Annotated in this window: 16 protein-coding genes and 5 pseudogenes; 16 read left to right on the forward strand and 5 right to left on the reverse strand. The window is 67.1% G+C overall.

From position 1 onward, the window contains the following. The 5 genes and pseudogenes from KVT44_RS50305 to KVT44_RS50325 form a co-directional block, all read left to right on the forward strand. Nucleotides 1–1,159, forward strand: a pseudogene (locus KVT44_RS50305) (ISAs1 family transposase); the annotation flags it as partial. Between the two features lie 87 nt (nucleotides 1,160–1,246). Continuing rightward, nucleotides 1,247–1,381, forward strand: a complete 135-nt coding sequence (locus KVT44_RS50310) for a hypothetical protein (RefSeq protein WP_308314367.1) — start codon at nucleotides 1,247–1,249, stop codon at nucleotides 1,379–1,381. A gap of 53 nt (nucleotides 1,382–1,434) precedes the next feature. After that, a complete protein-coding gene (locus tag KVT44_RS50315; protein ID WP_217575293.1) occupies nucleotides 1,435–1,704 on the forward strand; it encodes a hypothetical protein in 270 nt (89 codons plus the stop codon). 606 nt (nucleotides 1,705–2,310) lie between these two features. Next, nucleotides 2,311–7,494 carry a DUF6531 domain-containing protein gene (locus KVT44_RS50320; RefSeq protein WP_217575295.1) on the forward strand — a complete coding sequence of 1,728 codons (5,184 nt, stop codon included), beginning with the start codon at nucleotides 2,311–2,313 and terminating at the stop codon, nucleotides 7,492–7,494. 1 nt (nucleotide 7,495) lies between these two features. Further along, nucleotides 7,496–7,777, forward strand: a complete 282-nt coding sequence (locus KVT44_RS50325; RefSeq protein WP_217575297.1) for a hypothetical protein — start codon at nucleotides 7,496–7,498, stop codon at nucleotides 7,775–7,777. 577 nt (nucleotides 7,778–8,354) lie between these two features. Here the strand turns inward: KVT44_RS50325 and KVT44_RS59295 are convergent. Then, complete coding sequence (locus tag KVT44_RS59295) at nucleotides 8,355–8,618, reverse strand: hypothetical protein (protein ID WP_254650991.1); 264 nt, start codon at nucleotides 8,616–8,618, stop codon at nucleotides 8,355–8,357. Here KVT44_RS59295 and KVT44_RS59300 point away from each other — a divergent pair. Both KVT44_RS59300 and KVT44_RS50340 read left to right on the forward strand, forming a co-directional pair. Continuing rightward, nucleotides 8,595–8,762 (forward strand): annotated as a pseudogene (locus KVT44_RS59300) (XRE family transcriptional regulator); the annotation flags it as partial. The gene KVT44_RS59295 and the pseudogene KVT44_RS59300 sit on opposite strands and share 24 nt — an antisense overlap. A 63-nt stretch (nucleotides 8,763–8,825) precedes the next feature. Next, a pseudogene (locus KVT44_RS50340) lies at nucleotides 8,826–9,080 on the forward strand (ATP-binding protein); the annotation flags it as partial. A gap of 148 nt (nucleotides 9,081–9,228) precedes the next feature. Here KVT44_RS50340 and KVT44_RS50345 read toward each other — a convergent pair. Continuing rightward, nucleotides 9,229–12,729, reverse strand: coding sequence for a type ISP restriction/modification enzyme (locus KVT44_RS50345; RefSeq protein WP_217575299.1), 3,501 nt, complete (start codon nucleotides 12,727–12,729; stop codon nucleotides 9,229–9,231). Nucleotides 12,730–13,176: 447 nt separating this feature from the next. On the opposite strand from KVT44_RS50345, the gene KVT44_RS50350 reads away from it, so the two are divergent. The 3 genes and pseudogenes from KVT44_RS50350 to KVT44_RS59305 all read left to right on the forward strand — a co-directional run. Next, the gene (locus tag KVT44_RS50350) at nucleotides 13,177–14,025 is read left to right on the forward strand and encodes a hypothetical protein (RefSeq protein ID WP_217575301.1); all 849 of its coding nucleotides are present in this window, start codon (nucleotides 13,177–13,179) and stop codon (nucleotides 14,023–14,025) included. 407 nt (nucleotides 14,026–14,432) lie between these two features. Further along, the gene (locus tag KVT44_RS50355) at nucleotides 14,433–14,768 is read left to right on the forward strand and encodes a DUF3459 domain-containing protein (protein ID WP_308314364.1); all 336 of its coding nucleotides are present in this window, start codon (nucleotides 14,433–14,435) and stop codon (nucleotides 14,766–14,768) included. Between the two features lie 124 nt (nucleotides 14,769–14,892). Further along, nucleotides 14,893–15,003 (forward strand): annotated as a pseudogene (locus tag KVT44_RS59305) (YdcF family protein); the annotation flags it as partial. Nucleotides 15,004–15,038: 35 nt separating this feature from the next. Here KVT44_RS59305 and KVT44_RS50360 read toward each other — a convergent pair. Both KVT44_RS50360 and KVT44_RS50365 read right to left on the reverse strand, forming a co-directional pair. Continuing rightward, on the reverse strand, nucleotides 15,039–15,569 hold the full coding sequence (locus KVT44_RS50360; RefSeq protein ID WP_217575303.1) for a GNAT family N-acetyltransferase: 531 nt from the start codon (nucleotides 15,567–15,569) through the stop codon (nucleotides 15,039–15,041). After that, complete coding sequence (locus KVT44_RS50365; protein WP_217575305.1) at nucleotides 15,554–16,807, reverse strand: helix-turn-helix transcriptional regulator; 1,254 nt, start codon at nucleotides 16,805–16,807, stop codon at nucleotides 15,554–15,556. Before KVT44_RS50365 ends, KVT44_RS50360 begins: the two co-directional genes overlap by 16 nt. A gap of 251 nt (nucleotides 16,808–17,058) precedes the next feature. Here KVT44_RS50365 and KVT44_RS50370 point away from each other — a divergent pair, with 251 nt between their 5' ends. From KVT44_RS50370 to KVT44_RS50395, 6 genes are all read left to right on the forward strand, one after another. Further along, entirely contained in the window at nucleotides 17,059–17,475 is a 417-nt protein-coding gene (locus tag KVT44_RS50370) for an ATP-binding protein (protein ID WP_217575307.1), read from the forward strand. Between the two features lie 23 nt (nucleotides 17,476–17,498). After that, on the forward strand, nucleotides 17,499–17,831 hold the full coding sequence (locus KVT44_RS50375) for a hypothetical protein (protein ID WP_254650992.1): 333 nt from the start codon (nucleotides 17,499–17,501) through the stop codon (nucleotides 17,829–17,831). Nucleotides 17,832–17,950: 119 nt separating this feature from the next. Further along, nucleotides 17,951–18,253, forward strand: a complete 303-nt coding sequence (gene tgmA, locus KVT44_RS50380) for a putative ATP-grasp-modified RiPP (RefSeq protein WP_217575311.1) — start codon at nucleotides 17,951–17,953, stop codon at nucleotides 18,251–18,253. Nucleotides 18,254–18,258: 5 nt separating this feature from the next. Then, nucleotides 18,259–19,221, forward strand: a complete 963-nt coding sequence (gene tgmB / locus KVT44_RS50385; protein WP_217575313.1) for an ATP-grasp ribosomal peptide maturase — start codon at nucleotides 18,259–18,261, stop codon at nucleotides 19,219–19,221. Further along, complete coding sequence (gene tgmC, locus KVT44_RS50390; protein WP_217575315.1) at nucleotides 19,211–20,398, forward strand: ATP-grasp peptide maturase system methyltransferase; 1,188 nt, start codon at nucleotides 19,211–19,213, stop codon at nucleotides 20,396–20,398. The genes tgmB and tgmC overlap by 11 nt, the downstream gene beginning before the upstream one ends. 32 nt (nucleotides 20,399–20,430) lie before the next feature. After that, nucleotides 20,431–20,763 carry a DUF6087 family protein gene (locus KVT44_RS50395; protein ID WP_217575317.1) on the forward strand — a complete coding sequence of 111 codons (333 nt, stop codon included), beginning with the start codon at nucleotides 20,431–20,433 and terminating at the stop codon, nucleotides 20,761–20,763. On the opposite strand, the pseudogene KVT44_RS50400 reads toward KVT44_RS50395, so the two are convergent. Then, a pseudogene (locus KVT44_RS50400) lies at nucleotides 20,764–22,396 on the reverse strand (mobilization protein).

Genomic DNA, 22,396 nt, shown 5'->3' on the forward strand with positions numbered 1-22,396 from the left:
CTTGCGGGGTGCGTTACCGGATCTCCTCGCTGCTGGCCCTGGTGGTCTGCGCGATGACACCCACCGGCCACGACTCGATCACCGCGGCGGCGGAGTGGTGCCGGCGTGCGACGCCGCAGGAGCTTGCCGCCTTCGGCCTGCCTTATCACCCGTTGCTGGGCCGCTACCGAGTCCCGAGTGAAAAGACCCTGCGCAGCGTCCTGGGGCGGCTCGATCCCGGTGAGATCAGCGCGGCCGGCTACGGCTACCTCCGCCCCCTGCTGTCCACGCAGCCCCCTCGGCCGGATCCGGTGACGCCCGACGGCGGAACCGAGCGCGAACAGCGCCGGGCCCACCGGGCGGCCGCCCGCGCCGAGCCGGTACGGCTGCGGCGGCGGGCGATCGCGGTGGACGGCAAATGCCTGCGCGGCGCGAAGCGACCGGACGGCAGCCAGGTCTTCGTCCTGTCCGCCGTCCGCCACGGCGACGGTGTCACGCTCGCCTCCCGCGAGATCGGCGCGAAGACCAACGAAATCCCCGAGTTCGCACCTCTCCTCGACCAGATCGACGACGCGGATCTCGCGGGGGTGGTCGTGACCGCCGATGCCCTCCACGCCCAACGCGACCACGCCACCTACCTGCGCGAACGCGGCGCTCACTACCTGCTGACCATCAAGAACAACCAGCGCGGCCAGGCCTGTCAACTCCACGCCCTGCCCTGGAAGGAGATCCCCGTGATCCACCGCGACGACGCCCGGGGCCACGGCCGTCACGAGCAGCGGCTCGTGCAGGTCGTCACCGTCGAGGGCCTGCTCTTCCCGCACGCGTCCCAGGTCCCTGCGCATCCAGCGCCGGCGCCGTCTCTACGGGGCGAAAGAATGGTCCAGCGAAGCCGTCTACGCCATCACCGACCTGCCCGCCGAGGAAGCGAACGCAGCCGAGATCGCCTCCTGGGCACGCGGACACTGGACCGTGGAAAATACCATCCACTGGTGCCGGGATGTCACCTTCAACGAGGACAAGTCCCAAGTCAGGACCCACAACGCGCCCGCCGTACTCGCTGCCCTCCGCGACCTGATCCGCAGCGCGCTCAAGCTCGCCGGCTACGTCAACACCGCCGCCGAACGCCGAGCCCACACCGACCGCCCCCGGCGTCCTCACCCTCTACCGCATCACATGATCAACCGGACCATCCAGGCACTCGCCGGGGCCCTGCGGGTGGACCAATCTCACCAGCCACGTTGGCCTGCCCAGCTTGGTCATTCCGGTGACCGCGACTGAGGAGGGGCTGCCGACCGGCGTCCAGATCATCGGACCGGCGTATGCCGACCATGTCCTAATCGCCTTGGCGGAGGAGCTGACGCCGCTGCTTCGGGCTATCGCCTCAGGCGCGTCGAGTTGAGGGCCGCCTCGGCGTTGATCTTCCACTCGCGGGCCACCCTTTCCGAGTGGCTGATGGAGCTGAGCACTTTGGTTTCCTCGTTCGTCTTCCGTCTGTGGCCAGGCCAGCGGATCCGCGTCGTGGAGTTCGCATCTCGCCTGCCAACGGGCCAGTCCACTGGCGATGTCGTCGAGCGAATGAATCCATTTGCCCTCGGCCGATGTGCCGTGCCAGACGACTCCCGGACGATTCGGATCCTGGCACAGGTCGAAACCATGCAGATACTGCAGGGCCCCGAAGACCAAAGGAGTGAAACCGCGTTCTTCCTCGCCTTCTACCCGTGAGGCTGCCCATGAATGGACGGCCTCACGGGTCACCTCACCCGCGCCAGTGCTTGCCATCGAGCAGCCACCTCCTCACGGCTAGGCGGGGGTGGCGGCATGAGATCGCTCATGCGTCCACAATCGCACCCCTGTAAGCCAGCTGGATCGATCTGTTTCTTGATCGGCCGGACAGTTCCTAACAGGTGCTGGGCCAGGTCGAATCCTCGCCGTTCACAGGTTATACATGCCAGGTTTACCTTCAAAACCGCACAGTCCAGGTCATGTTCGCGCCAATCCTGGCCGCCGCCATATCTACAGCGCGCCGCTTGATCAGGATTTCTGCCGTTGAACAAGCCGCACCCCCGCCCGAGTTCCGGTCACATACGGGCTGCGCGGGTTAAGCACCGCATCCCTTGATCAAGGATCACCGGAACGTCCGTTCACGGTAACCACACAAGGGGTGCACAGTGCACACACGAGCACGAAGATCACTCATCGCGGTCCTGACCCTGGCTCTGATAGCCATTGCAGGCGTCGTACCGGCTTCGGCCCTCCCCGACCGCCCCGCCAGCAGCTGCCCCGACCAAAGTACGGACGGCGGCGGACCTCCCGAAGCCGCCCAAAGCCATGACGCTGGCGGAGCGGCGGATGCAGGTCAAGCGCTCCCGGGACGAGCTGTCGCCCATGCGCGGCTATGTCAACCCATCTTCCAGGAAACCGTCCGGGAAACCTCACAGTCGTCCTGACGCGAAGGCTGAGCGCGGCCCAGCCGCCGAAGGAACCACGGCACCTCTCGCGCCAGCGGGCGAGAACCCGACGTGGGTGTCGTCCTGGGCCACCGCGTACCCGGGCCGGCTGTCGATCGGCGGACAGGTGAAGTTGCCCAGGCGGGGATCGTCCTACACCGGCATGTGGCTGTACGTCCTGGACGAAGCGGGCAACCCCGTCGTGCAACAGGAGATCAAGAAGGCCACGGACGATCCCAGCGGCGACACCCCGGACACCGGGGCCTGGTGCTACGACTGGTGGTCGAGCAACACCTATCCCACCGACCAGTGCTTCTGGTGGGCCGGCAGCGCGCTGGGCGGAATCCTTAAGGACGGCACGAAGTACTACGCCTGGGTCTTCTTGAACAGTGCCGACGGGAGCTCTAGCCCGGGCGGGACCACCTCCCCACTGGTGGAGGCGTTCTACACGCCGGACATCCCCGGCGCCCAAGCGGGCATCTGCACCTGCTATGCGCAGGCGCACCGTGCCGACCCAGTCAACACAGCGACCGGTGTGTTCTTCGAGCAGCTGACGGACGCGAAGTTGGTGAGCGTCGGCATCCCGCTGTCGCTGGAGCGCAGTTATCGCTCGGACTCATCCACGACCGGGCTGCTGGGGCGGGGTTGGGCCACGCCCTTCGACTCGAATCTGGCGATCGCGTCCGGCAAGGTGACCTATCAGGCGGACGACGGAGCGAAGTTCGTCTTCACACAGGCGAGTGACGGCACGTACACCGCACCGGCGGCTTCGACGACGAAGCTGGTCAAGAGCGGCAGCAACTACACACTCACCACTCAGGACCATACCAAGCGGACCTTCAACAGCGGCGGCCAGCTCACCTCTGTCGTCGACACCGCCGGTCAGGGGCTGAGCCTCACCTACGCATCGGGCAGGCTCGCCTCGGTCAAGGACGCCGCCGGGCGCACCACCAGTTTCACCGTGGACTCCGGCGGGCTGCTGACCAAGGTGGCCCTGCCGGACGGGACTTCGGTGTCGTATGGCTACGACAACAGCCTGCTGACCTCGGTCACGGACCCGGCGGGGAAGACCTCCTCCTACGCCTACGACGCGAACAAGAGGCTGTCCTCGTACACCGATCCGGCCGGCGGCAAGGTCTCCAACGCCTATGACACGAACGGCAGGATCAAGTCACAGACCGACCAGAACAACAAGACAACGAACTTCACCTGGGACGGCAGCCGCGAGTCGCACACCACCGCCCCCGACGGCGGCATCTGGACCGACGTCTACTCCGGCAACGTGCTGCTGGAGAGCATCGACCCGTACGGCAAGACCGTCTCCTACGACTACGACCAGAAGCTGCACCCGGTCGACATCACCGACCCTCTCGGCAACACCACGTCGATGACGTATGACAGCGCCGGGAACATGCTCTCGCGTAGTTCCCCGTCGTCGCTCGGCTACTCCGAGACCTGGACCTACGACACCGCGGGCAACGTCCTCAGCCACACCGACGGCCGCGGCAACAAGACGTCGTACGGCTACAACGCGGCCAGCCAGCTCACCTCCAGCACCGATCCCCTCGGCGGGAAGACGACGTACACGTACACCGCACTGGGCGCTCTGCAGACTCTCACCACACCGCGCGGCAACAAGACGACGTACGGCTACGACGCGGCCGGTAACCGGACGGCGGTGACGACCCCTCTGGGCGAGAAGTCCACCTTCACCTATGACGGCGCGGGCCGCATCCTCTCCAAGACCAGCCCTCGCGGCAACGTCTCCGGCGCCGACCCGGCCCCGTACACCACGACGTACGCCTACGACGGGCGCGGTTTGCTGAGCTCCGCCACCGACCCGCTGGGCCGCACCACCAGCTACGCATACAACGGTGCCGAACAGCTGACGTCCATCAAGGACCCGGCGGGCAACTTCACGCGCTACGAGTACGACGACGCCGGCAACCTCACCAAGACCACGGACGCCTCCGGCAAGTCGGTCACCCGGGCCTTCGACGCGTACGGCAACGTCACCTCGGAGACCGACCCGCTCGGCAACACGACGACGCACACCTACGACAAGGCGGGCCGGCTGCTGAGCACGGTCCCGCCGCGCGGCAACGTCTCCGGCGCCAATGCAGCTGCCTACACGACGAGTTACGCCTACGACGACGCCGGCAACCGCACAAAGGTAACCGGCCCCACCGGCGCGTCCGTCAGCACCGAATACGACGCCGTGAACCGGCCCGTCAAGGTCATTGACGCGCTGAACAAGTCGACCCTCTACGAGTACGACGCGAACGACAACGTCACGAAGGTCACCGACCCTCTCACCAACAGCGTCTCGTCGGTCTACGACAAGAACAACCGGCCCAGCACCACCACCAACCAACTCGGCAAGACCACCAGCTACGGCTACGACGCCGACGGAAACCAGCTCAGCCGCACCTCCCCGCTGGGTAACAAGGAGAGCTGGACCTACGACGCCGACGGTCGGCAGCTCTCGGCCACCGACCCCCGGGGCAACGCCGCCGGGGCCAACCAGGCCGACTACACCACCACTTACGAGTACAACGCGGACGGCCTGCAGAGCACCGTCATCGACCCGTTCGGCACAACCACGTACACCTACGACGACCCGAACGGGAACGTCACCCGGATAAACGACGCCGACGGCCGGGTCACCACCTACGGCTATGACGTCCTCGACCAGCTGACCAAGGTGAACGCTTTCGACGGCGGCACCACCTCGTACACCTACGACACCGTCGGCAACGTCAAGCAGCGCACCGACGCGAACAAGCACACCACCGACTACGCATATGACGCGGCCCGTCGTCTGACGTCGGTCACGGATCCGCTCAACCGGGTGACCTCGTACGCGTACGACGCCGACAGCAATCCGACCGGAACGACCACCCCCCGCGGCACCACGACCCGCACCTACGACGCCCGCGGCCTGCTCACCAAGACCGACTACTCGGATTCCACCCCGGACGTCACCTACGGCTACGACGCGAACGGCCGCCTGGCATCCCGCGCCAACAGCTCCCTGTCCGAGGACTTCGTCTACGACGCGGTCGGCAACATCAAAAAGACCCGCGGCTTCTCCTACACCTACGACGCGGCGGGCCAGCCCCTGACCCGCACCCTCGCCGACGGCAACACCATCAGCTACACCTACGACGGCGACGGCCGCACCGCGACCATGGTGGCCGACTCCAAAACCACCAGCTACGGCTACGACGCGGCAGGCCACCTGACGAGCACCACCCTGCCGAACACCGAGACCGAAACCCGCCAGTACGACCGCAACGGGCAGGTGACCGCAGTCACCTCCGCGAAGGCCGGCACCGCCGTCACCACCACCTCCCTCGCGCTGTCCCCCGGCGGCCTGCCAGTCAGCATGTACGTCTCACGCGCCGGAGTCGGAAGCGGCGGCTGGGACCTGACCTACGACGACGCCGGCCGCCTCACCTCCAGCTGCGCCCCACAGCCCACGGATGTGGGCTGCCCCGCATCCCGGGCCACCACATACACCTACGACAAGGTCGGCAACCGGCTCACCTCGACTCTCGGCACCACCAGCACCAGCTACACCTACGACGCCGCCGACCAACTGAAGTCCACCACCAGCGGCACCACGACCACCGCCTACGACTACGACGGCGAGGGCAACCAGACCAAGGCGGGCGCCGACACCTACACCTACGACCTGACCGGACAGATCTCCGCCGCCACCGCCTCCGGCAGCAGCTACGCCTACACCCACGACGCCAGCGGCAACCAGCTCACCGCCAGCAAGGCCGGCACGGTCACCAACCGCACCGAGTGGGACCCCAACGCTCCACTGCCGATGCTGGCCACCGAGTACGACAGCGCCGGGGCGATCAAACAGTCGTACCGCTATGACCCCCTGGGCCAGCCCACCGCCACCGAGACCGGCTCGGGCGCGCTCTTCTACTACCACCACGACACCCAAGGCTCCCCGGTCGACGTCACGGGCAGCACCGGCACCCTCTACCAGCGATGGACCTACGACCCGTACGGCACCCGCACCCTGAATACCGTCACCAGCGGCGCACCTGCCAGCACCCCCTCCTACACGGGCGCGCGCTACGAGACCACCACCGGCAACCTCGACCTGCACGCCCGCCAGTACAACACCACCACCGGCCGCTTCAACCGCCCCGACCCGGCGGCTCAAGACCGCAACAGCCCCTACGTCTCCGCATACGCCTACGCCAACAACGCACCCACGCGGTACACCGACCCGAGCGGTCGGACACCTGTGCCGGGCGACAGCAACGGCAACGGAAAGGTCGACAGCCTCGGCGAAGGACTGAAGATTTTTGGCGACGGATTCCTGCAGGGCCTGAAAGCGCCCTTCGAGTTCCTGAGTGACGCTCAGGACGCCGTCACCGGAGCAAACGGCGGCGCCGGGGCCTTCCTCGACAAGTACCTGCCCGTCCGCCCCGCCTACCGGCTCTACCGCGCCGAGTACATGCTCCGCCAACAGGGCTGCGACGCCCTCGCAGACCTCTACGCCGACGCAGCGGACGAACTCGCCCAGCAGCTCGCCGCCACCGGCATCGGCGGTTTGACGGGGTGGCGCAGGGCCGCAGTCGAGCCGGGCGGGGGGCGGTACTACGGGGAACCGAGCTCGACGCGGTTTGGCCTTCCCTATTACACGCCGGAGACCCCCTCGTCGATGAGCCGCATCAACCCGGAGGGCGGCAGAAGGAACTGCGGATTGTGCGCGACCGCGGGCGACGACCTGATGGCCGGCCGGAACCCGAACGGGGTGTCTGGGGCAGACCGCCCGCTGACGCGTGCCGAGGTGTCGGCAATGACGGGCCTCCCGTTCCAGAAGGTCGGTGGACTGAACGTCATCGTGAGCGACATGCTGCGTTGGGGATCCGGAGCGCGGGCGATCGTAGGAGCATGGCCGCGTACCGGCATCGGGCACTACTTCAACGTCGTCAACATCGATGGAAAGGTGGTCTTCCTCGACTTCCAGTCGGGCAAAGCCAATCCGGCGTTCAAGAAGTACCGCTACTACTACGTGATGAGGACCAACTAACATGCTCGACCCGGAAGAAGCTGAGCGCAGGGCCGCAGAGTTCCTGGCGGAGGAAAGCAGTACATGGGGAATGTCCTCCAATGTGAGGATCATCACCGAGTACTGCTTCACGGACCGCGGACGGTTCATCGCTCCCTACGACCATGTCGAGTACCTCGATCACGGGCGTGAGGACATGCAACTCGGCGGGAACCTGCCCGTGGCCGTGGACCTGAGCACCGGAGCGTGCTCCTTCATCACCCGGGAGGACGCAGAGGACATGATGGAGCGCGATCTGCTCTGACTGCGCGCTCGCGGTCACTTGCCGTGGACCAGTGGATTGTTGTGTCCTCTGGCCCGAACGGCCGAGTGGGTGCCGTTCCAGGGCAGCGGAACGGCACGGCAGTCCGCCCACAGTCCGCAAGACACCCAATCAAGACCGTCGTGCCCCATCGCTAGCAATCGATAAAAGGCCAGGTCAGTGACCTACGGGAAAGATCCCAGCAGGCCACTGACCCGGCCCATTACTAGGAGACCAAGAAGGCCTGACCTTTGGTCATACGGCTCGACCCGCGACCTGTTCGGTTTCTCCGGTCACGCGGCCCCTCTGCCCGCACCCGGCCCGCGGGACGCCGAACATGGCGTCCATGACGGTCCGGGTGCGGTCTTCTTTGGCCGGTCTTCTTCCGCCGACGTCTCGTTCGTCCTTCGTCGGGGCTTCGTTCGTGGGACTTCATTCGGATACGGCGACCACGTGCTGGATGCCGCGATCGCGGCCAGGGCGGCGGCTGATCCGGTCCGAGGTGGTAAGCCGTGGTCGAGGACCTCGTCCGCGCCAAGGTCCGTGAGGGCGGGGGCGTGACGGGCGCGGGCCAGTGCGGTCACGTGGCCCCCCGCAGGGCGTGGGCGAGTTGGACGGCGCCCGTGCCGACGGCGCCCGCCGCGCCGCGGACCAGGACCTTCTCTCCGGGCGCGAGGCGCACGGTGTCCCGCACCGCGATCAGCGCCGTCGCACCGGCGACGACCAGGGAGGCCGCGTCGGCCGCGGAGAGTCCCGCCGGTGCGGGCGCGTGTCGGTTCGCGGGGACGACGACGTACTCGGCCGCCCCGCCGATGGTGTGCAGGTCCCGGCCGAGCCGGGACATCCGCGCGCCGTCGAGCTGGTCGGTGAACTCGCCGTCCGCAGCGACGAGTTCGCGGGCCTGTGGGCGCGTCATGACGTGGCGGAGACCACGCGCGGCCGGATGCGGGTCCGCCACCCGCTGGTCGGGGAGCTGAACCCGGACTGGACGCGGACCCGACGCCGAGCGTCTCCGGCTGCTCGTCGCCCCCGGCCCGGCGGCTGCGTCCCTGACATCGGCCTGCTACCCGTCGGCGAGGACGCCGCCGAGGCGTTCTACCGGATTATTGACGCCGCCTACGAACGCCGCTCGATAGCGGTGACCAGCAACATTCACCCCTCAGGCTTCGACACGATCATGCCCAAGACCCTGGCCGGAGCCAGCACCGACCGCCTGATGCACCATGCCCACCTCGTCACCACGACCGGTGACTCGCACCGACTCGCCGAGGCCCTCGCAGGCAAGGGCGTGATCCCCCTGCACTGACCCCCACCCAGGAACACTACTGGCCACAGGCATGGATTTCTGATGGCCACCACCCTGGACACCCAACGATCACCCACCTGGGCATCTCAATGACCGTTGACAGGTGAGGTGGCACCGCGAACTATGAACTGGCCACTGCCTGTCCTGATCAGGACCGGTCGCGGCGCCGTCCCACGCGTGGGACGGCGCGTACAGGTGAGTGTCGCCCGGGCGGGGCGGCACCTGGCGAGTCGTTCGGAGGCGTTAGGGGGTCGACGGGTCCAGGTGGTTGGCCATCGACTGATTCCAGGCCAGGCAAGAAGGCGCTGCCCAGGGCGGTGTGAGCGTGCTTGGAATGCTCGGGTACCGGCAGGATGCGGCGTCGGGTGAGTTCAGCGACGTCGATCAGGGGGGTTGCGACGATGCGGTTGAGTAACTCCGCCTGCTTAGCTTCTAGGGAGGTGAGGTGGCTGAGTACGGCGAGGATTTCGACAAGCTCCTGGCTCCAGTCGGGTTCCCAGTGCTCGGGATGCTCGCGGTCCAGTTCGCTGGTGACTTTGCCGGTGGCGTGGTTGCTGCGGTAGCCGAGCCAGCTGTCGAGCACGTTGCGCCCGCCGGTGGTGTAGTTGCGCATGCGCGGCGTTACGCCGGTGAAGACACCTCCCTCGATGAGCAGGTGCTCGTTTTCGGGGTCATAGGTGATCGTGGAAGGGAGCGTGCCAGGCGCGACTTCTCGTGCGTATGTGATTTCGGGGTGCAGGCGTCGCCACCAGTTCGATGTGCCTGCTGGCCGGCCGTCGCTGGGGTTGATGCAGCGTGTGCCGAAGGTGGAAGCCCACAGGATGTGGTGTCCCAGACTGGTGCCCTCGTGCCAGAGGCCGCTAGCGGCGGTCAAGGGGATTCGTACGCCGGGGGAGTTGAGGTCGTCCGCATAGCGTTCGGTGAAGAAGGGGTGTGCGGTGACGGCGGCAATGTAAGCCAACAGGTCTTCAGGGAGGACCTCTTGGAGGCCATAGGAGTTGGCGAGGTGGTGCAACAGTCCTGGAGCGACGTTGGGGGTGTGGTCGGCGTGGAGGAGCGGCAGGACACGACCGCCATTTCCTTTGAAGTAGTCATTGTCGGGAATGAGTGCAGTGAAGAGCAGAGCCGGTCCGGTCTTCAGGCGTTGTGTGTGCTGTTCAACGGCAAAGAGCTGGCCGTCGATGGAGGCTTGCCACAGCTCTGGACGGGAGCGGTCGATGACGCGTCCGTCGGGTATGAGCCACTGGCGATCCAAGGCTCTGCGGGCGATGCGTATCGGAGCAGGACAGGGGTTCTGCTCGTCGCGGAAGAGGGTCGGCGGGTGAGGGTGGCCGGGAATCTGGAGGGCCTCCTTGTCGAGGGTGCGGTCGCCGGTCTCCTTGAACAGCGCCTGCTTCGTGGCGGGGTCGCGTTCTTGGATGAGGCGGTTCCAGCGCCGTCGCAGGAGGGTTTTCGAGGGGCTGATAACCCAGTTCCGGTTGGGCTTGATGCCGGGTTTGTGCCAGGGCATGAGGTCGGTGAGGGCGGGGAAGGTGTCCCATCCACTCTGGGAGGCGGGTGTGAAGGGGGCGGGCTCGGCAGGTCGTGACGTGCGCCAGCTGGGACCACTGATGTGCAAGTTGTGCAGTTGCACTTCTTTGTTCTGGCGGGTGCCATGAACGGCCGCGTAGTGGATGGGGGCCAGCACGTCTTGTCGCTCGCCTTGTCGGCGAACGAAGATGGCGATGGCCAACTCCTGCTGGACTCCGGGGAAGAAGCGGCTGTTGACCGGCGGCCTTTTGGTCTCGGGTGTGAGGTCGATGACCCAGCCCTCGGTGCAGGTGCGCCGCAGGTAGGAGCGCATGCCCTGGAAGCCCGCGCCTCGGATGAATCCGCCGGTGCTGACGAAGCAGACAACGCCATGGCGGTGGTCGTCGTGCTGGTCGAAGACTTTGTGGGTGGCCCAGCGCCAGAAGTAGGTGCATAGGCTCTTCAGCTTGTTCTCGTACACGCCTGCCGCACCGCGTAGCCGGAAGGCATCCAGAGGCGGGGCACCGCGGCCCGGCGAACCCTTCTCTATCCACCCACCTTGGCCTTCTGCCTGTTCGCGGTGGGGAGGGTTGCCAATGACGACGGTGATGCGTTCGTTGCGCTGGATGGTGCTGGCAGCCTCGGCGTCATCACGCAAGGGGCCCCACAAGGCGCCATATCGATCGAAGAGTTCGCTGGGCCGCCAGGGGTCGGCGAGGGTGTCGGCCAGGTGTAGTCGCATGTCACGCAGACGGACCCGTGCGTTGAGTTGGCGCAGCATCTGCCCGACGCGCATCTGAGCGACGGCGAAGGCACCCATCTGCTTTTCGAACCCGATCAGTCGGCCAGCGAGTTCTTGTACTGATTCGGCGCGGAAGCCGTCGTTTCCGCCCTCGGTCCGCTTGCGGGCAACCAGGTCGATGATGCCGGTGAGGAAGGTGCCGGTACCCATTGCCGGGTCGATGATGGACACACCAGGATCGGCGAAACCGTCCGGGCAATCCAGTGTGGTGGCCAGCACCTCATCGACAAGGCGGATCATCTCCGTCATCAGCGGGGCCGGGGTGTAGTAGGTACCGGAGTCCTTGCGCAGGTCGGCGTCGTACTCCTGCAGGAAGTGCTCGTAGAGATGGATGTGAAAGCTGGGGTCGTCGGCTAGAGCGCTTCTCCAGTCGATGGCGTCGATGACGCGGACGAGCATGTCGAGGCTGTCGCGAAATTCTCCCTCGACTTGGTCGGTGAGGATCTGCAGGGCACGGCCCATGACGGAGTGCTCCGCCCCCAGGCGCCGGCCTATCTCGTGGAGGCTCAAACCGGCCAATGAGCTGGTGTTGCCGTCAGAGGTGTCAGAGCTGGCGAGCAGGAGAGCGAAGGTTACAGACTGGGCGTAGCGGTCGGCGAAAGCCGCGCGTTTGTCGCGGTCGTCGGTGGTGGGAAAGAGGTCGACTTCAAGGGTGGAGGCAAGATCGGTGAAGGGGCGCTGGTGGCGCGGGAGGCCAGCTTCGGCGTCGAGGCGGTCGTGGACGGCATCACGCAGGAGGGTGCACAGAGGCGCCACCTGGGCGACCACCTCCCGCATCGACGTCAGTGGCTGCGGCTGCCAGCTGAAGAAGGCGGTCAGCATCGCTTCGAAGGCGGCCTCGCCAGCAGTCGGCAGCCGCAAGCGCGAGCCCGCGGTGTGTAGATCGCCTTCTAGGTGGATGGTTTCGCCGCGTTGTCGGCCCGAGCGGTACATGATCCACGTCTGGCCGTTGGTATAGATCAAGTTCGGGAGCTTCGACATGCCCTCCCACTGACGGCGGTCGCGCTGATTCAGCCCGCCAGGATGGATCACGCTCTTGTCCGGGCTCTTCAGCTCGACGTAGCCGACGATGTTGCGCGGTAACTTCCCGATCCGCACAGCCAAGTCGGGACGGATGCGGTGCGCGGCGATTGCGACCTCGGCGTGCAGAATGGCTTGCAGCCCCAACACGTTCGCCGCGTCCACGAGAAGGGTCTCTACGGCGCGACGGATCGCGGCTTCCTTCTGCCCATGCAGCAGTGCCTGCTTGCACGTTGCACCGAACTCGCTGATGATCCGCCGAAGCCCGTCCCTGCGCCGCATCCCGCCCCCCGAGGCCAGCACACTCCCGGTATCCAATTCGACACACGGTAAGCGCCATGTCACCAAACGTCGAGAGGGCCTCAAGGTTGCGTATACCCACCGGCCTGCGGCAGCGCCTATTTCTCCGCGCGCTGCACGGGTTCTGGAAGCGCAGAGACCCCTCCGCTGGTTGAACGGAAGGGCCGCTGAAACAGGTGTTTCCCTGCCTCCGGCAGGATTCGAGCCTGCGACACCCGCTTTAGGAATGGGATCGATTCTGTGATCGGGAGCGATTGCCCGTGCCGGGTGGGGCTGTTCGTGCAGGGCAGCCACCCGGCCCGATGCATCGACCCTGCCCCTGACAGCGGATACCGCTCCGTCCGCACGCGCATCGCACACGCATCCAGTGTGTTTGAGCGGCGGAGCTGTTTGCGGGCCCTGTGCTGTCTGCGCGCACACATAGGCTCAACCGAACGACCCGAGATGAGTGGGAGGATTCCTGAGATGAGCGACGAGGACGGCGTTTCCCCGGAAGTGCTACGCATGATCCAAGAAGCCCAGGAGCGGATGACCGAGGAGGTCTTTGAAGAGACACTCCGCTCTCAGGCCCATGTGGAGCCCGACGACCTGAACGTGTTGCTGGACGTCCTCGCGCTCGGCATCACCAACAGTGCCTGGCGGAACAGTTGCGTCGAGAACTGGCATGCCGAGGGACGGTTGTCGGACGGCGACATGATGCGGATCAACACTTACACCACGGACGGCATACGTCGCCGCCTGACCGGGTGGACTACCGAGTTCGGGATCACCTCGGCGAGCAGCGCTGCACTGGAGGAAGTTGACGGGGAAGACGCTGACGTACTCGCCGGTCGTCTTTTCCGGTGGCTGACCAACCCCGGGCGCAAGCTCCCTGTCGGCATGACGCTTGGAGAACTGGCACGCACTAAGGAAGACCTCAACGAGTACGAGGACCACGCGGACCGGAGCCTTGGAGCATTCGTCGGGCAGATGGAGGACAGAGGAGTCAGGTTCGGTCTCCTCCGTACTGCCTGTCACGGCGCTCTCGCCTGCGCCCAGTGGTGGCTGCACCCCACATGGCCCGACCGCGTCGAGCGCTTCGTCTCCGTCCTGGACAGTCCGACCGACACCCACTGGGGTCCCGACGGCGCATGGCGAAAGAAGCTCGGCGCCGAACCGCCCGCCGTACACGACCGTGGCGTCTTGCGCGCTACCTTGCTGAAGGCTCCGTGGAAGCTAGATGGCGGGGCCGCCGAATGGATCACGAGTGCCGGGATTGGATACGTACAGGCGGCTGTATCGGCGGAGGCGCCATCCGCAACCACATCCGGCTGAGGTCTGCCCGGTGGAGCGTCACTTTGCCGTCTCACACCGCCGGGCGGTCCGACCCGCTACATACGCCCGTCGGGGCGGACGGCCGTGCCCTGATCAGACCACCAGCTCCCACCGTCGAGGTCGTAGTCGTTGACCGGGTTGCTGTCGCCGTACTTGTAGGCGTTCGCCGACCCGGTCCCGTCTCTGACTGTGCAGGTCGGGCGGGCGAGCGATCCGGGCGGTACGACGGCGATGTGGGTTAGAGACCGGGGCTGTACGGGCAGTGGTGCGTGTCGCTCTCAGTGACGACGACATCCACTAGGCGGCCAAGGACGGCCGTATCTCTGTGGAGGTGGAGTTCGACGGACTCACCGATCACGATCGCCAGATTCTCAGGCGGTACGCGCCAGACGGGCTTCAGCACGTCCGTGTCCGCCACCCCCTGGCTGCCCCAGCCCGCGGACTGGAAGTCCTACACCGCCGAAGCCAACCAGGCCGACCGCACCTCCATGCTCCAGCTCTACCGCTCCGCCCTACGCCTGCGCCGCACCCACCCCGGCCTGCGGGGCGAAGAGTTCCGCTGGCTGGACAGCCCGCCCGACACGCTCCTCTTCGAACGCGGCAACGGCCTGCTGTGCGCGCTCAACCTCACCGACCAGCCGGTCCCGCTCCCCGACGCTTGCAGCCCCCTCCTCGCCTCAGGACCGCTGAGCAAGGACGGGACGCTGCCGCCAGACACCACAGTCCTGCTGCACCGGGACTGACGTGCGTCGACGGGACCATCCCCGCCGACGTCCTCCTATGCCCCTTCGCGTCCCGAATCCACCAGGGCCTGTCCGGTGTTCCTCCCCGCCGACCGGACGGGCCCTGGTCCAATCGCGGGAGACCGAATACCCGAAGTTCGGCTTCGCGGTCGAGCAGGACGTACCGGGGGACGTTTACGACGCTTACGAACGTCTCTTGCTTGCCGGATTCACCAGCCGCCTCGTCACCAGCTGACGAACAACGACAGCATGATCAAGCGAGTACTCTGCTCAGCTTCGAAGGCCCTTGACCATGACCGCGTACACCGGTGAGTCGGCGAACGGTTGCTGCTCGCCGACCTTGGCATACCCCCACGACCCGTAGAGTTCCTGCACCTTGGGGTGGGTCACGTCGACCAGGAGCACGGCGAGGTCTTCCGTGCGCTCTTTCAACAGCGCCTCGTGGAGCCGTTCGGAGATGCCTCGCTTGCGCCAGTGCGGACGCACCATGACCTCGGACACGGCGTAGGTCGAGGAGTATCCGTTGTTCGGCTCGTAGCCGGTGGAGCGCCACCATTCCCGGCCGGGGACGAGCGGGGCGCCGTAGGCGAAGCCGACCGGCTCGTCTCCGTCGTACGCCACTACGCAGGAGAAGCCGTCCATGCCCGACCAGTGGTCGACGAACCACGCGAAGCGCTGGTGGAAGGGGTCGTCCATCTGGTCGGCGTAGGCGTCGGCGTGTACGTCGACGAGCATCTGCCGGAAGCCCTCGGGGAGATTTCCGTGCTGGAAGTGACGCATGTCGGTCACGCTCGACTCCATTCGGTTCGCATGCGGTCAGCCCAGTCTCGTGCGTAGGAGGCGGAAGGAGCCAGGACGAACAGGCCCCGGTGGAAGTCGCCGATGAGCGTACGCATACGACCCGGCAGGGGATCGCCGCCCATCATCGTGAAGACGTCGGCGGCGGTCACCGTGGCCTGTTCTGCGTCGCCCTGATGGAGTTGCGCGAGGGCGAGCTGGGCAGTGGCGAGTGCCCTGTTGCGCCGAAATGCTGTCGGGATCTTGGCCAGAGCACGGTACGCCATGGCCTCGGCGTGGGCGTGATGTCCGCTGTTGTAGTGGACAACGGCAGCGAGGTGATCGAGTTCGGCCTGGCCGTAGAAGGCCGTCCAGCGCGGCCGCTCGCGTTCCGGCGTCCTGGTGAAGGCGTCCTGGGCGGATCCCAGAGATCGCACAGCGATGCGGCCGTTACCGAGAGCCGAGTAGGCGAGGGCGGCACGGACTCGCCCCAGCGAGTCGAAGAACGGGTCACGACGAGCGGCCGAGGAGGCTTGTGCGGCCTGCGCCGCCGCGAGCGCTTCCGGCCAGTTCTGGCGCTGATAGGCGAGCATCGAGAGGTTGACCCACACCCGCATTTCGGTCGGGCCGTCCTGGGAGAGGCCGGCGTACGTGGCGGATTCGTTCAGGTGCCGCTGTGCCTGCTCGAGGTTGCGGGCGTCGATGCAGGACCAGGCCGCGATGGTGGAGTACTCGGCGGCCAGTGCGTACAGGGCTCGGCGGACGCGTTCGCCGGCGTTGCGTTGCTGCAACTCCAGAACGCTGTTGCGGCCCTTGATGGCTGCCTTCTCCAACTTCACATGCCCGCCCTGACGGTCGTCGGCTTCGACGAGGTCGTTCATCCCGGCGGCGGCGCGGGCCACATCCGACATGCCGACCGCGCGGCGCTGGGCCACGAGCGGAGCCGCGGCGGCTGCGGTGCCGGTGGCCGAAGCGATGAAGGTGCGACGCCGCACAGGGTCCTCCTGCGGGTGGTGCATCGTGCGTGGTGCGCTAAACCCTAATTCCCCGACGGGGCACCCGAACACCCGCTCCAGAGCTGCGCATGTACGTCCGATGGGACGACGGGAGGTTCCGTTGAGCAGGTTGCGGACCGTGCGGGCCGAGACATCGCCGAGCCTGCCGGTGATTTCTACCAGGGCAGCGTTCATCCGATCAGCCAATTCGTCCTGTGTGAGCCCGAGTTCCTCCATCCGGCTCTTGAGGATGGCGTTCGCTCCCATGCCGCCGACCGTAGACCCGCGGTCACCGACCGAACCAGACCGCAGGTCACGGGAACGCAAAGTCTTCCGGTTCGGAGCGGCCGCTGGGAGCACGACCTTTCCTGTTCCTCTTGGGCCACAGGGCGTTGACTCGGTATCAGGCCGTCGAGGTCCTGACTCTCCCCTTCCCTCGACGGCATGGAGGAGAGCCCGCCCCGGCGCCACCCCATCGCGGGGGCGGGCGTCCACCCCGGAGGGATGTTCCTGTGACCATGACCGCAGCCAGACCTACTGCTACCGGCACCCCCGGCTACACCGAGACGATGCCGTGCAAGCCGGAATCCGCCCGCCGGGCCCGTCTGCTCGTCTCCGCCGCCCTGAACACCTGGGGCATAGGCGAGTTGGCTGAGGTCGGGGTGCAGGTCGTGGCCGAGCTCGTCAACAACGCCATCGACCACACTCCTTGCCGCAGTGTCCGTGTCCTGGTCACGTGTCCGGCAGAGAACGTGGTCCGTATCGGCGTCGCCGACACCTGCCGGGATACGCCGGAGACGGGTAGCCCAGATGAGGACTCCGAAGAGGGACGCGGCCTGCTCCTGGTCGATGCCCTCAGTTGGAGGTGGGGCTACGACCGGAAGCGCTGGGGCAAGGTCGTGTGGGCCGAGCTGAAAGTGCCGGCCCCGTGCTGAGGCCCCGCGTGTCCTTACGGCTGATGCAGGCCGAGGAGCTGGTGAACGACCCCAGTCCCGAGGCATGCGTGGAACTCACTCTCGATCCCCTCGGCTCGATGAGCGATCTCGATGCCGCCATATTCGCCGAGCCCTTGCGCATGACGCCTGCGGACCTTGTACGGCTGCACTTGGAGTCCTCCCTGACGCTCGACGCAATCCGCGCCGAGGCCATCCGGGCGGAGATCGCGTGGCAACGGGGCCTCCGGCGCTGGTACGAGGAGGGCCGAGTCGCAGTCGAGTCCAGGGAGCCGGAGGTAGCCCTCCTGGTGCGTGTGCTTGAGGGGCTACGTCGGCAAGTTCTCGCGCCCGTCTGACCCCGTTCGAAGCACGACCGGCGCCCCACAACTCCCGCCCGGCAACTCGGTGTCCGAGGTACCGAGCGGGCAGGCAACGCAGTCGAAACCCAGGCACTTTCCGCAGCGAAAGGAAGACCGTGTTCAACCACATGGATCGCTTTCCCACCGGCAGCCCGCTGCCGCAGGGCCACTTGACCATCGCGCCTTGGGGCCTGCGCTGCATCGCCCCGTACCCGTCCGTCGCGGTCCCCGACTACGTGAGGGTGCAGCTGGACCCGGCTACTCAGACCGCCCAGTACTTCGATGCCGCCGGGGTGCCGACCATGGCCCCCGGGCACGGCACGTCCTCCGGCACCAACCCGTCGACCGGCACCACGGGCCAGGGCGACCGCAACAGCGACTCCCCGGACAGCGACACGGGGAACGACACCGACCAGTGACTTCGGTGACGAACGACGATCGTCCGGTCCTGGTCGTCACGAACCTCGATGACCCGACCGCGGACTTCGTGATCACCGAGCTGCACGACCGGGGCGTCCCGGTCGTGCGGTTCGACTCCGGTGACTTCCCCGCCACTCTGTCGTGCTCCGCCTCCATCGGCGACACCGACAGATGGCGGGGAAGCGTGCAGACCCCGAGCAGGCGTGCCGAGCTGGGCGCGGTGCGGTCGATGTACTTCCGGCGCCCCTCCGGGTTCGCCTTCCCGCACCTCGGCAGGCAGGACGAGCGGTTTGCCATCGCCCAGGCCCGCTACGGGCTGGGCGGAGTCCTCACCTCGCTGCCCGGCTGCCTATACGTGAACCACCCGAACCGGATCGGCGATGCCGAGTACAAACCGGCCGGACTCGCCGCCGCGGCGGCGGCCGGCTTCACCCTGCCGCCCACGCTGATCACCAACGTGCCCGACGACGCGCGGGCGTTTCTCAAGCAGCACGGCCCTGCCATCTTCAAACCCATCTCGGTGCCGCTCTACTTGGTCGACGGCAAGGCACAGACGGTTCCCGTAACCGAGGTGACCGCCGACGAGATCGACGAGTCAGTGGCCGGCACCACGCACCTGTTCCAGAGGCGCGTGGACAAGGTCGCGGACGTCCGGGTCACGGTCATCGGAGAGCAGATCTTCGCGGTACGGATCGAATCCGGTCTCCTTGACTGGCGCATGGATTACGGCACTCACACGTACACGCCCCTGGTCACGCCACCCGTGGTGGAGCGGGCCATGCGTGCCTATCTAGATCACTTCCGGCTTGTCTTCGGGGCGTTCGACTTCGCCCTGACCGATTCCGGGGAGTGGATCTTCATCGAGTGCAACCCTTCCGGGCAGTGGGCATGGATGGAGCCGCCGACCGGTTTGCCCATGACCGCCGCACTCGCCGATCTCCTGGAGGGAGGGCTTCGTGCCCACTGAGCCCGAAATCGAGACGGCCGCAGCGGACCTCCGGCGGCAGCTCGCAGACCGGCTGGAGAAGGACGGCCGACTACGGTCACGTGAGTGGCGCGCCGCGGTGGAGGCCGTGCCCCGCCACGCCTTCATCCCACGCTTCTACCGGGAGAGCGACGTCCCCGGCGTCACCACCTGGGAGCCCGTCACCCCGGAGACCGTTGGCCAGGAGGAATGGCTTCGGCTCGTCTACACCGACGAGACATGGGTGACCCAGTTCGACAGCCAGGACATCGACTGGAGCGACCCCCAGCCGGTCAGCAACGCCACCCCCACCTCGTCGTCCACGCTGCCGAGCCTCGTGGTACGGATGCTCGAAGACCTGGACGTGCACGAGGGCATGCATGTCCTGGAGATCGGGACGGGTACCGGCTACTCGACGGCACTGATGTGCCACCGGCTCGGCAGCGAGTCGGTGACCTCGATCGAGACGGACGAGGGCGTGGCACGGCGCGCCCGCGAGGCTCTCGCCAGATCCGGCTACACTCCTCACCTCTTTGTGGGGGACGGCCGCGCCGGCCACCTTGACGGAGCCCCGTACGACCGGCTGATCGCCACCTGCGGCTTCCGCAACATCCCTCCCGCCTGGCTGGAGCAGGTACTGCCCGGCGGCGTCATCCTCACCACCCTGCGCGGCTGGATGCGCTCCCTCGGCCTGGTCAAGCTCATCGTCACGGGCGACAGCGCGAGCGGCTGGTTCAGCGAGGACGAGCCGAGCTTCATGATCGCCCGCCAGCAGGACGCGCCGGAGAGCCTCGGAATGCTCCCTCGGCCCGATGATGGAACGGAGCGGAAAGCAACGTACGGGCCAGGCGTTCTCACGAGCTCCGGGCCGGCCTTCATGGCGCAGCTTGCAGCGCCGGACGTCCGCTGCTTCTCCATGGCGGTCGACGGCGGCCCAGTCAGCACGTTTGTGCTGGACAGCGTGACCGATTCCTTCGCTGTCCTCGTTCCCGTGGACAGCGGCTGGCAGGTCCGTCAGGGCGGCCCGCGCCGCCTCTGGGACGCGGTCGAGTCGGCGGTGGCCACCTGGGAGGAGTACGGCTCACCGAACACCGCCGCCTTCGGTCTGACGGTCTCCCGCGACGCACAGCTGGTCTGGCTGGGGAACCCGAACGGCCGGCAGTGGCCGCTACCCTCCTGAGACAACCACCGCCGACGCGAGGGAACGCCAGGATGGACGACGAACCGCTGAAGGACTGGGCGGAACGCCGTGACGCGAAGATCGGCCGCCTGCGCGCCGTGCCTGTTGTCTCCGGTGACGGCCCGAGGGCATCGCATCTCCATTCGGATGCGCCCCGCGCCATCGAGCGATGGAACGGACACGCGTGGGAGCCGCACGGCTTCGCCGCCAACCTGGCCGAGGCCAAGGCCGTCCTCTACCCAGAGGCCAGCGAGCCCCCGACCTCAACCCCTGGGCCGGTGCCGAAGCCACTCGGCTCCGGCACCGGCAAGCACCGCAAACCTCCGGCGCCCAGGTCGGACGGTGGTGGTCGGGCGCGGTCGTGATCAGCGTCGCCGAGCCCGAGACTCCTGTGATGAAGGCGGAGTGGTGCGGCGCTCTGCGGCCTGCCGAGAGTTGGCTGCCTGCGCTCTCGGGCTTGGGGCGTGGCGTTCGCCGAGGCGGCGGATGCGCCAGGTCAGGGCTCGGGCAGGACTGCGGGCATCGTCCAGGGTGCGCTGGCTGAGGGCCAGGTCGAGCACCGTGGCCGCAGTGTGGCCGGCGGTTTCAGCCTCGGCGAGCACGGTGGCGAGGGCGTCCCAGGCGGGGCCGCTCAGGGTGTTCGGCGTGCTCGGGGACTATCTGCTTGAGGTGGTGGGCGTAGCGGCGCTTGGTCCGCGGACTGGGTTTCCTGCTGGCGAGACCGACCAGGACCGGATCGGCGATCTGAGCGTAAGCGGCCTGCAGGTGGACCAGGGCCTGTTCGGCCGTTGCCTCCTGTTGTGCGTGCTGGCGGGTGCGGTGCCAGTGCATGGCGTAGGCGACTGCGGTGAGCGTGGCGTCCAGCAGCATTGCCAGGCCAGCGTCGTCCCCGTGTCGTGTGGGGTCGTTCCAGATCACCTGGACGCTGCGGCGCAGGGCGCGGGCGCTGGCGTGGTCGGCGGCGAAGCGGGAGCGGGTGGCACGCTCGAAGGTGACGGCGGCCCGTTCGAGTTCGGCCCGCGCTTCGGGCGGGGCAGTGAGCGGGAGCAGGCCGAGTGCTCCGACAAGCGCGGCCAACTGTCCTTGGGCCACTTGGTCGTTGCTGTGGGTGAGGTGATGGGGGACGTTTCGGTGGCGGCGGTGCCCTGGTGCCCGGGTTTGCCCGGACGGACGGCAACCGGCTCAGGAGCGGTGGTGGCGAGGCGTTGGTGGATCTTGGAGAGGGAGAGGTCGCTAGCGAGGGTGGAGTCGGCGTACCAGATCGGTTCTTTCTGCTTGTCGACGTCGCCGGGCAGGGAGACGCTGTAGCCGGTTACGTCGCCGGACGGCTCGGACTTCGGTCGTACCTTCACGCCGGTCGCTTCCAGCAGAGCGAAGAACTCGGCCTCGACGGAGGCCGCGGCCATCGCTCGGCGGACGCGCAGGCGCAGGATCTCGCGGGACGTGGCGTCCTGGCCCAGGCGCTTGGCCTTGAAGTGCTCCTTGCTGGTTGGGTGCTTGGCGGCCGTGCCGTCGCCCGGCTTGCGCTGCACGGCGCGGATGTCGTAGTCGCGCTTGGGGCGGCGGCCGTCCTGACGGACGAGGGTGGCGGCGATGTGGATGTGGTCGTCCGCGTGGCGTACGGCCACCCAACGGCAGGCTTCCGGGTCTCCGTCGGGGGCGATGCCGGCGGCGGCCACGATCCGGTGGGCGATGTCGGCCCACTGGTCATCGGTCAGGATCGGGTCCTCGGGGGCGGCGCGGACGGGGCAGTGCCACACGGTGAACTTCGGTGCCCGATTGCCCAGCATCTTCAGGGCTGATCGAGCTGAGCGGCGAGCTGGTCTTCGACCTCTTTCGGGTCGCGGTGCGGCTGCGGCCGGGGTCGGGGGCGAAGTCGTTGCACGACGCCACCAGATGCGGGTCGACGTGCTCGTTGGCTGTGCCCTGTCCGTAGAGGCAGCCGATCAGGCGGCGCGTGGCACGCGGACCTTTGCCAAGGATGATCTTCGGTATCAC

The organism is Streptomyces sp. GbtcB7, assembly GCF_019091445.1.
In the GTDB taxonomy this organism is placed as follows: Bacteria; Actinomycetota; Actinomycetes; order Streptomycetales; family Streptomycetaceae; genus Streptomyces; species Streptomyces mirabilis.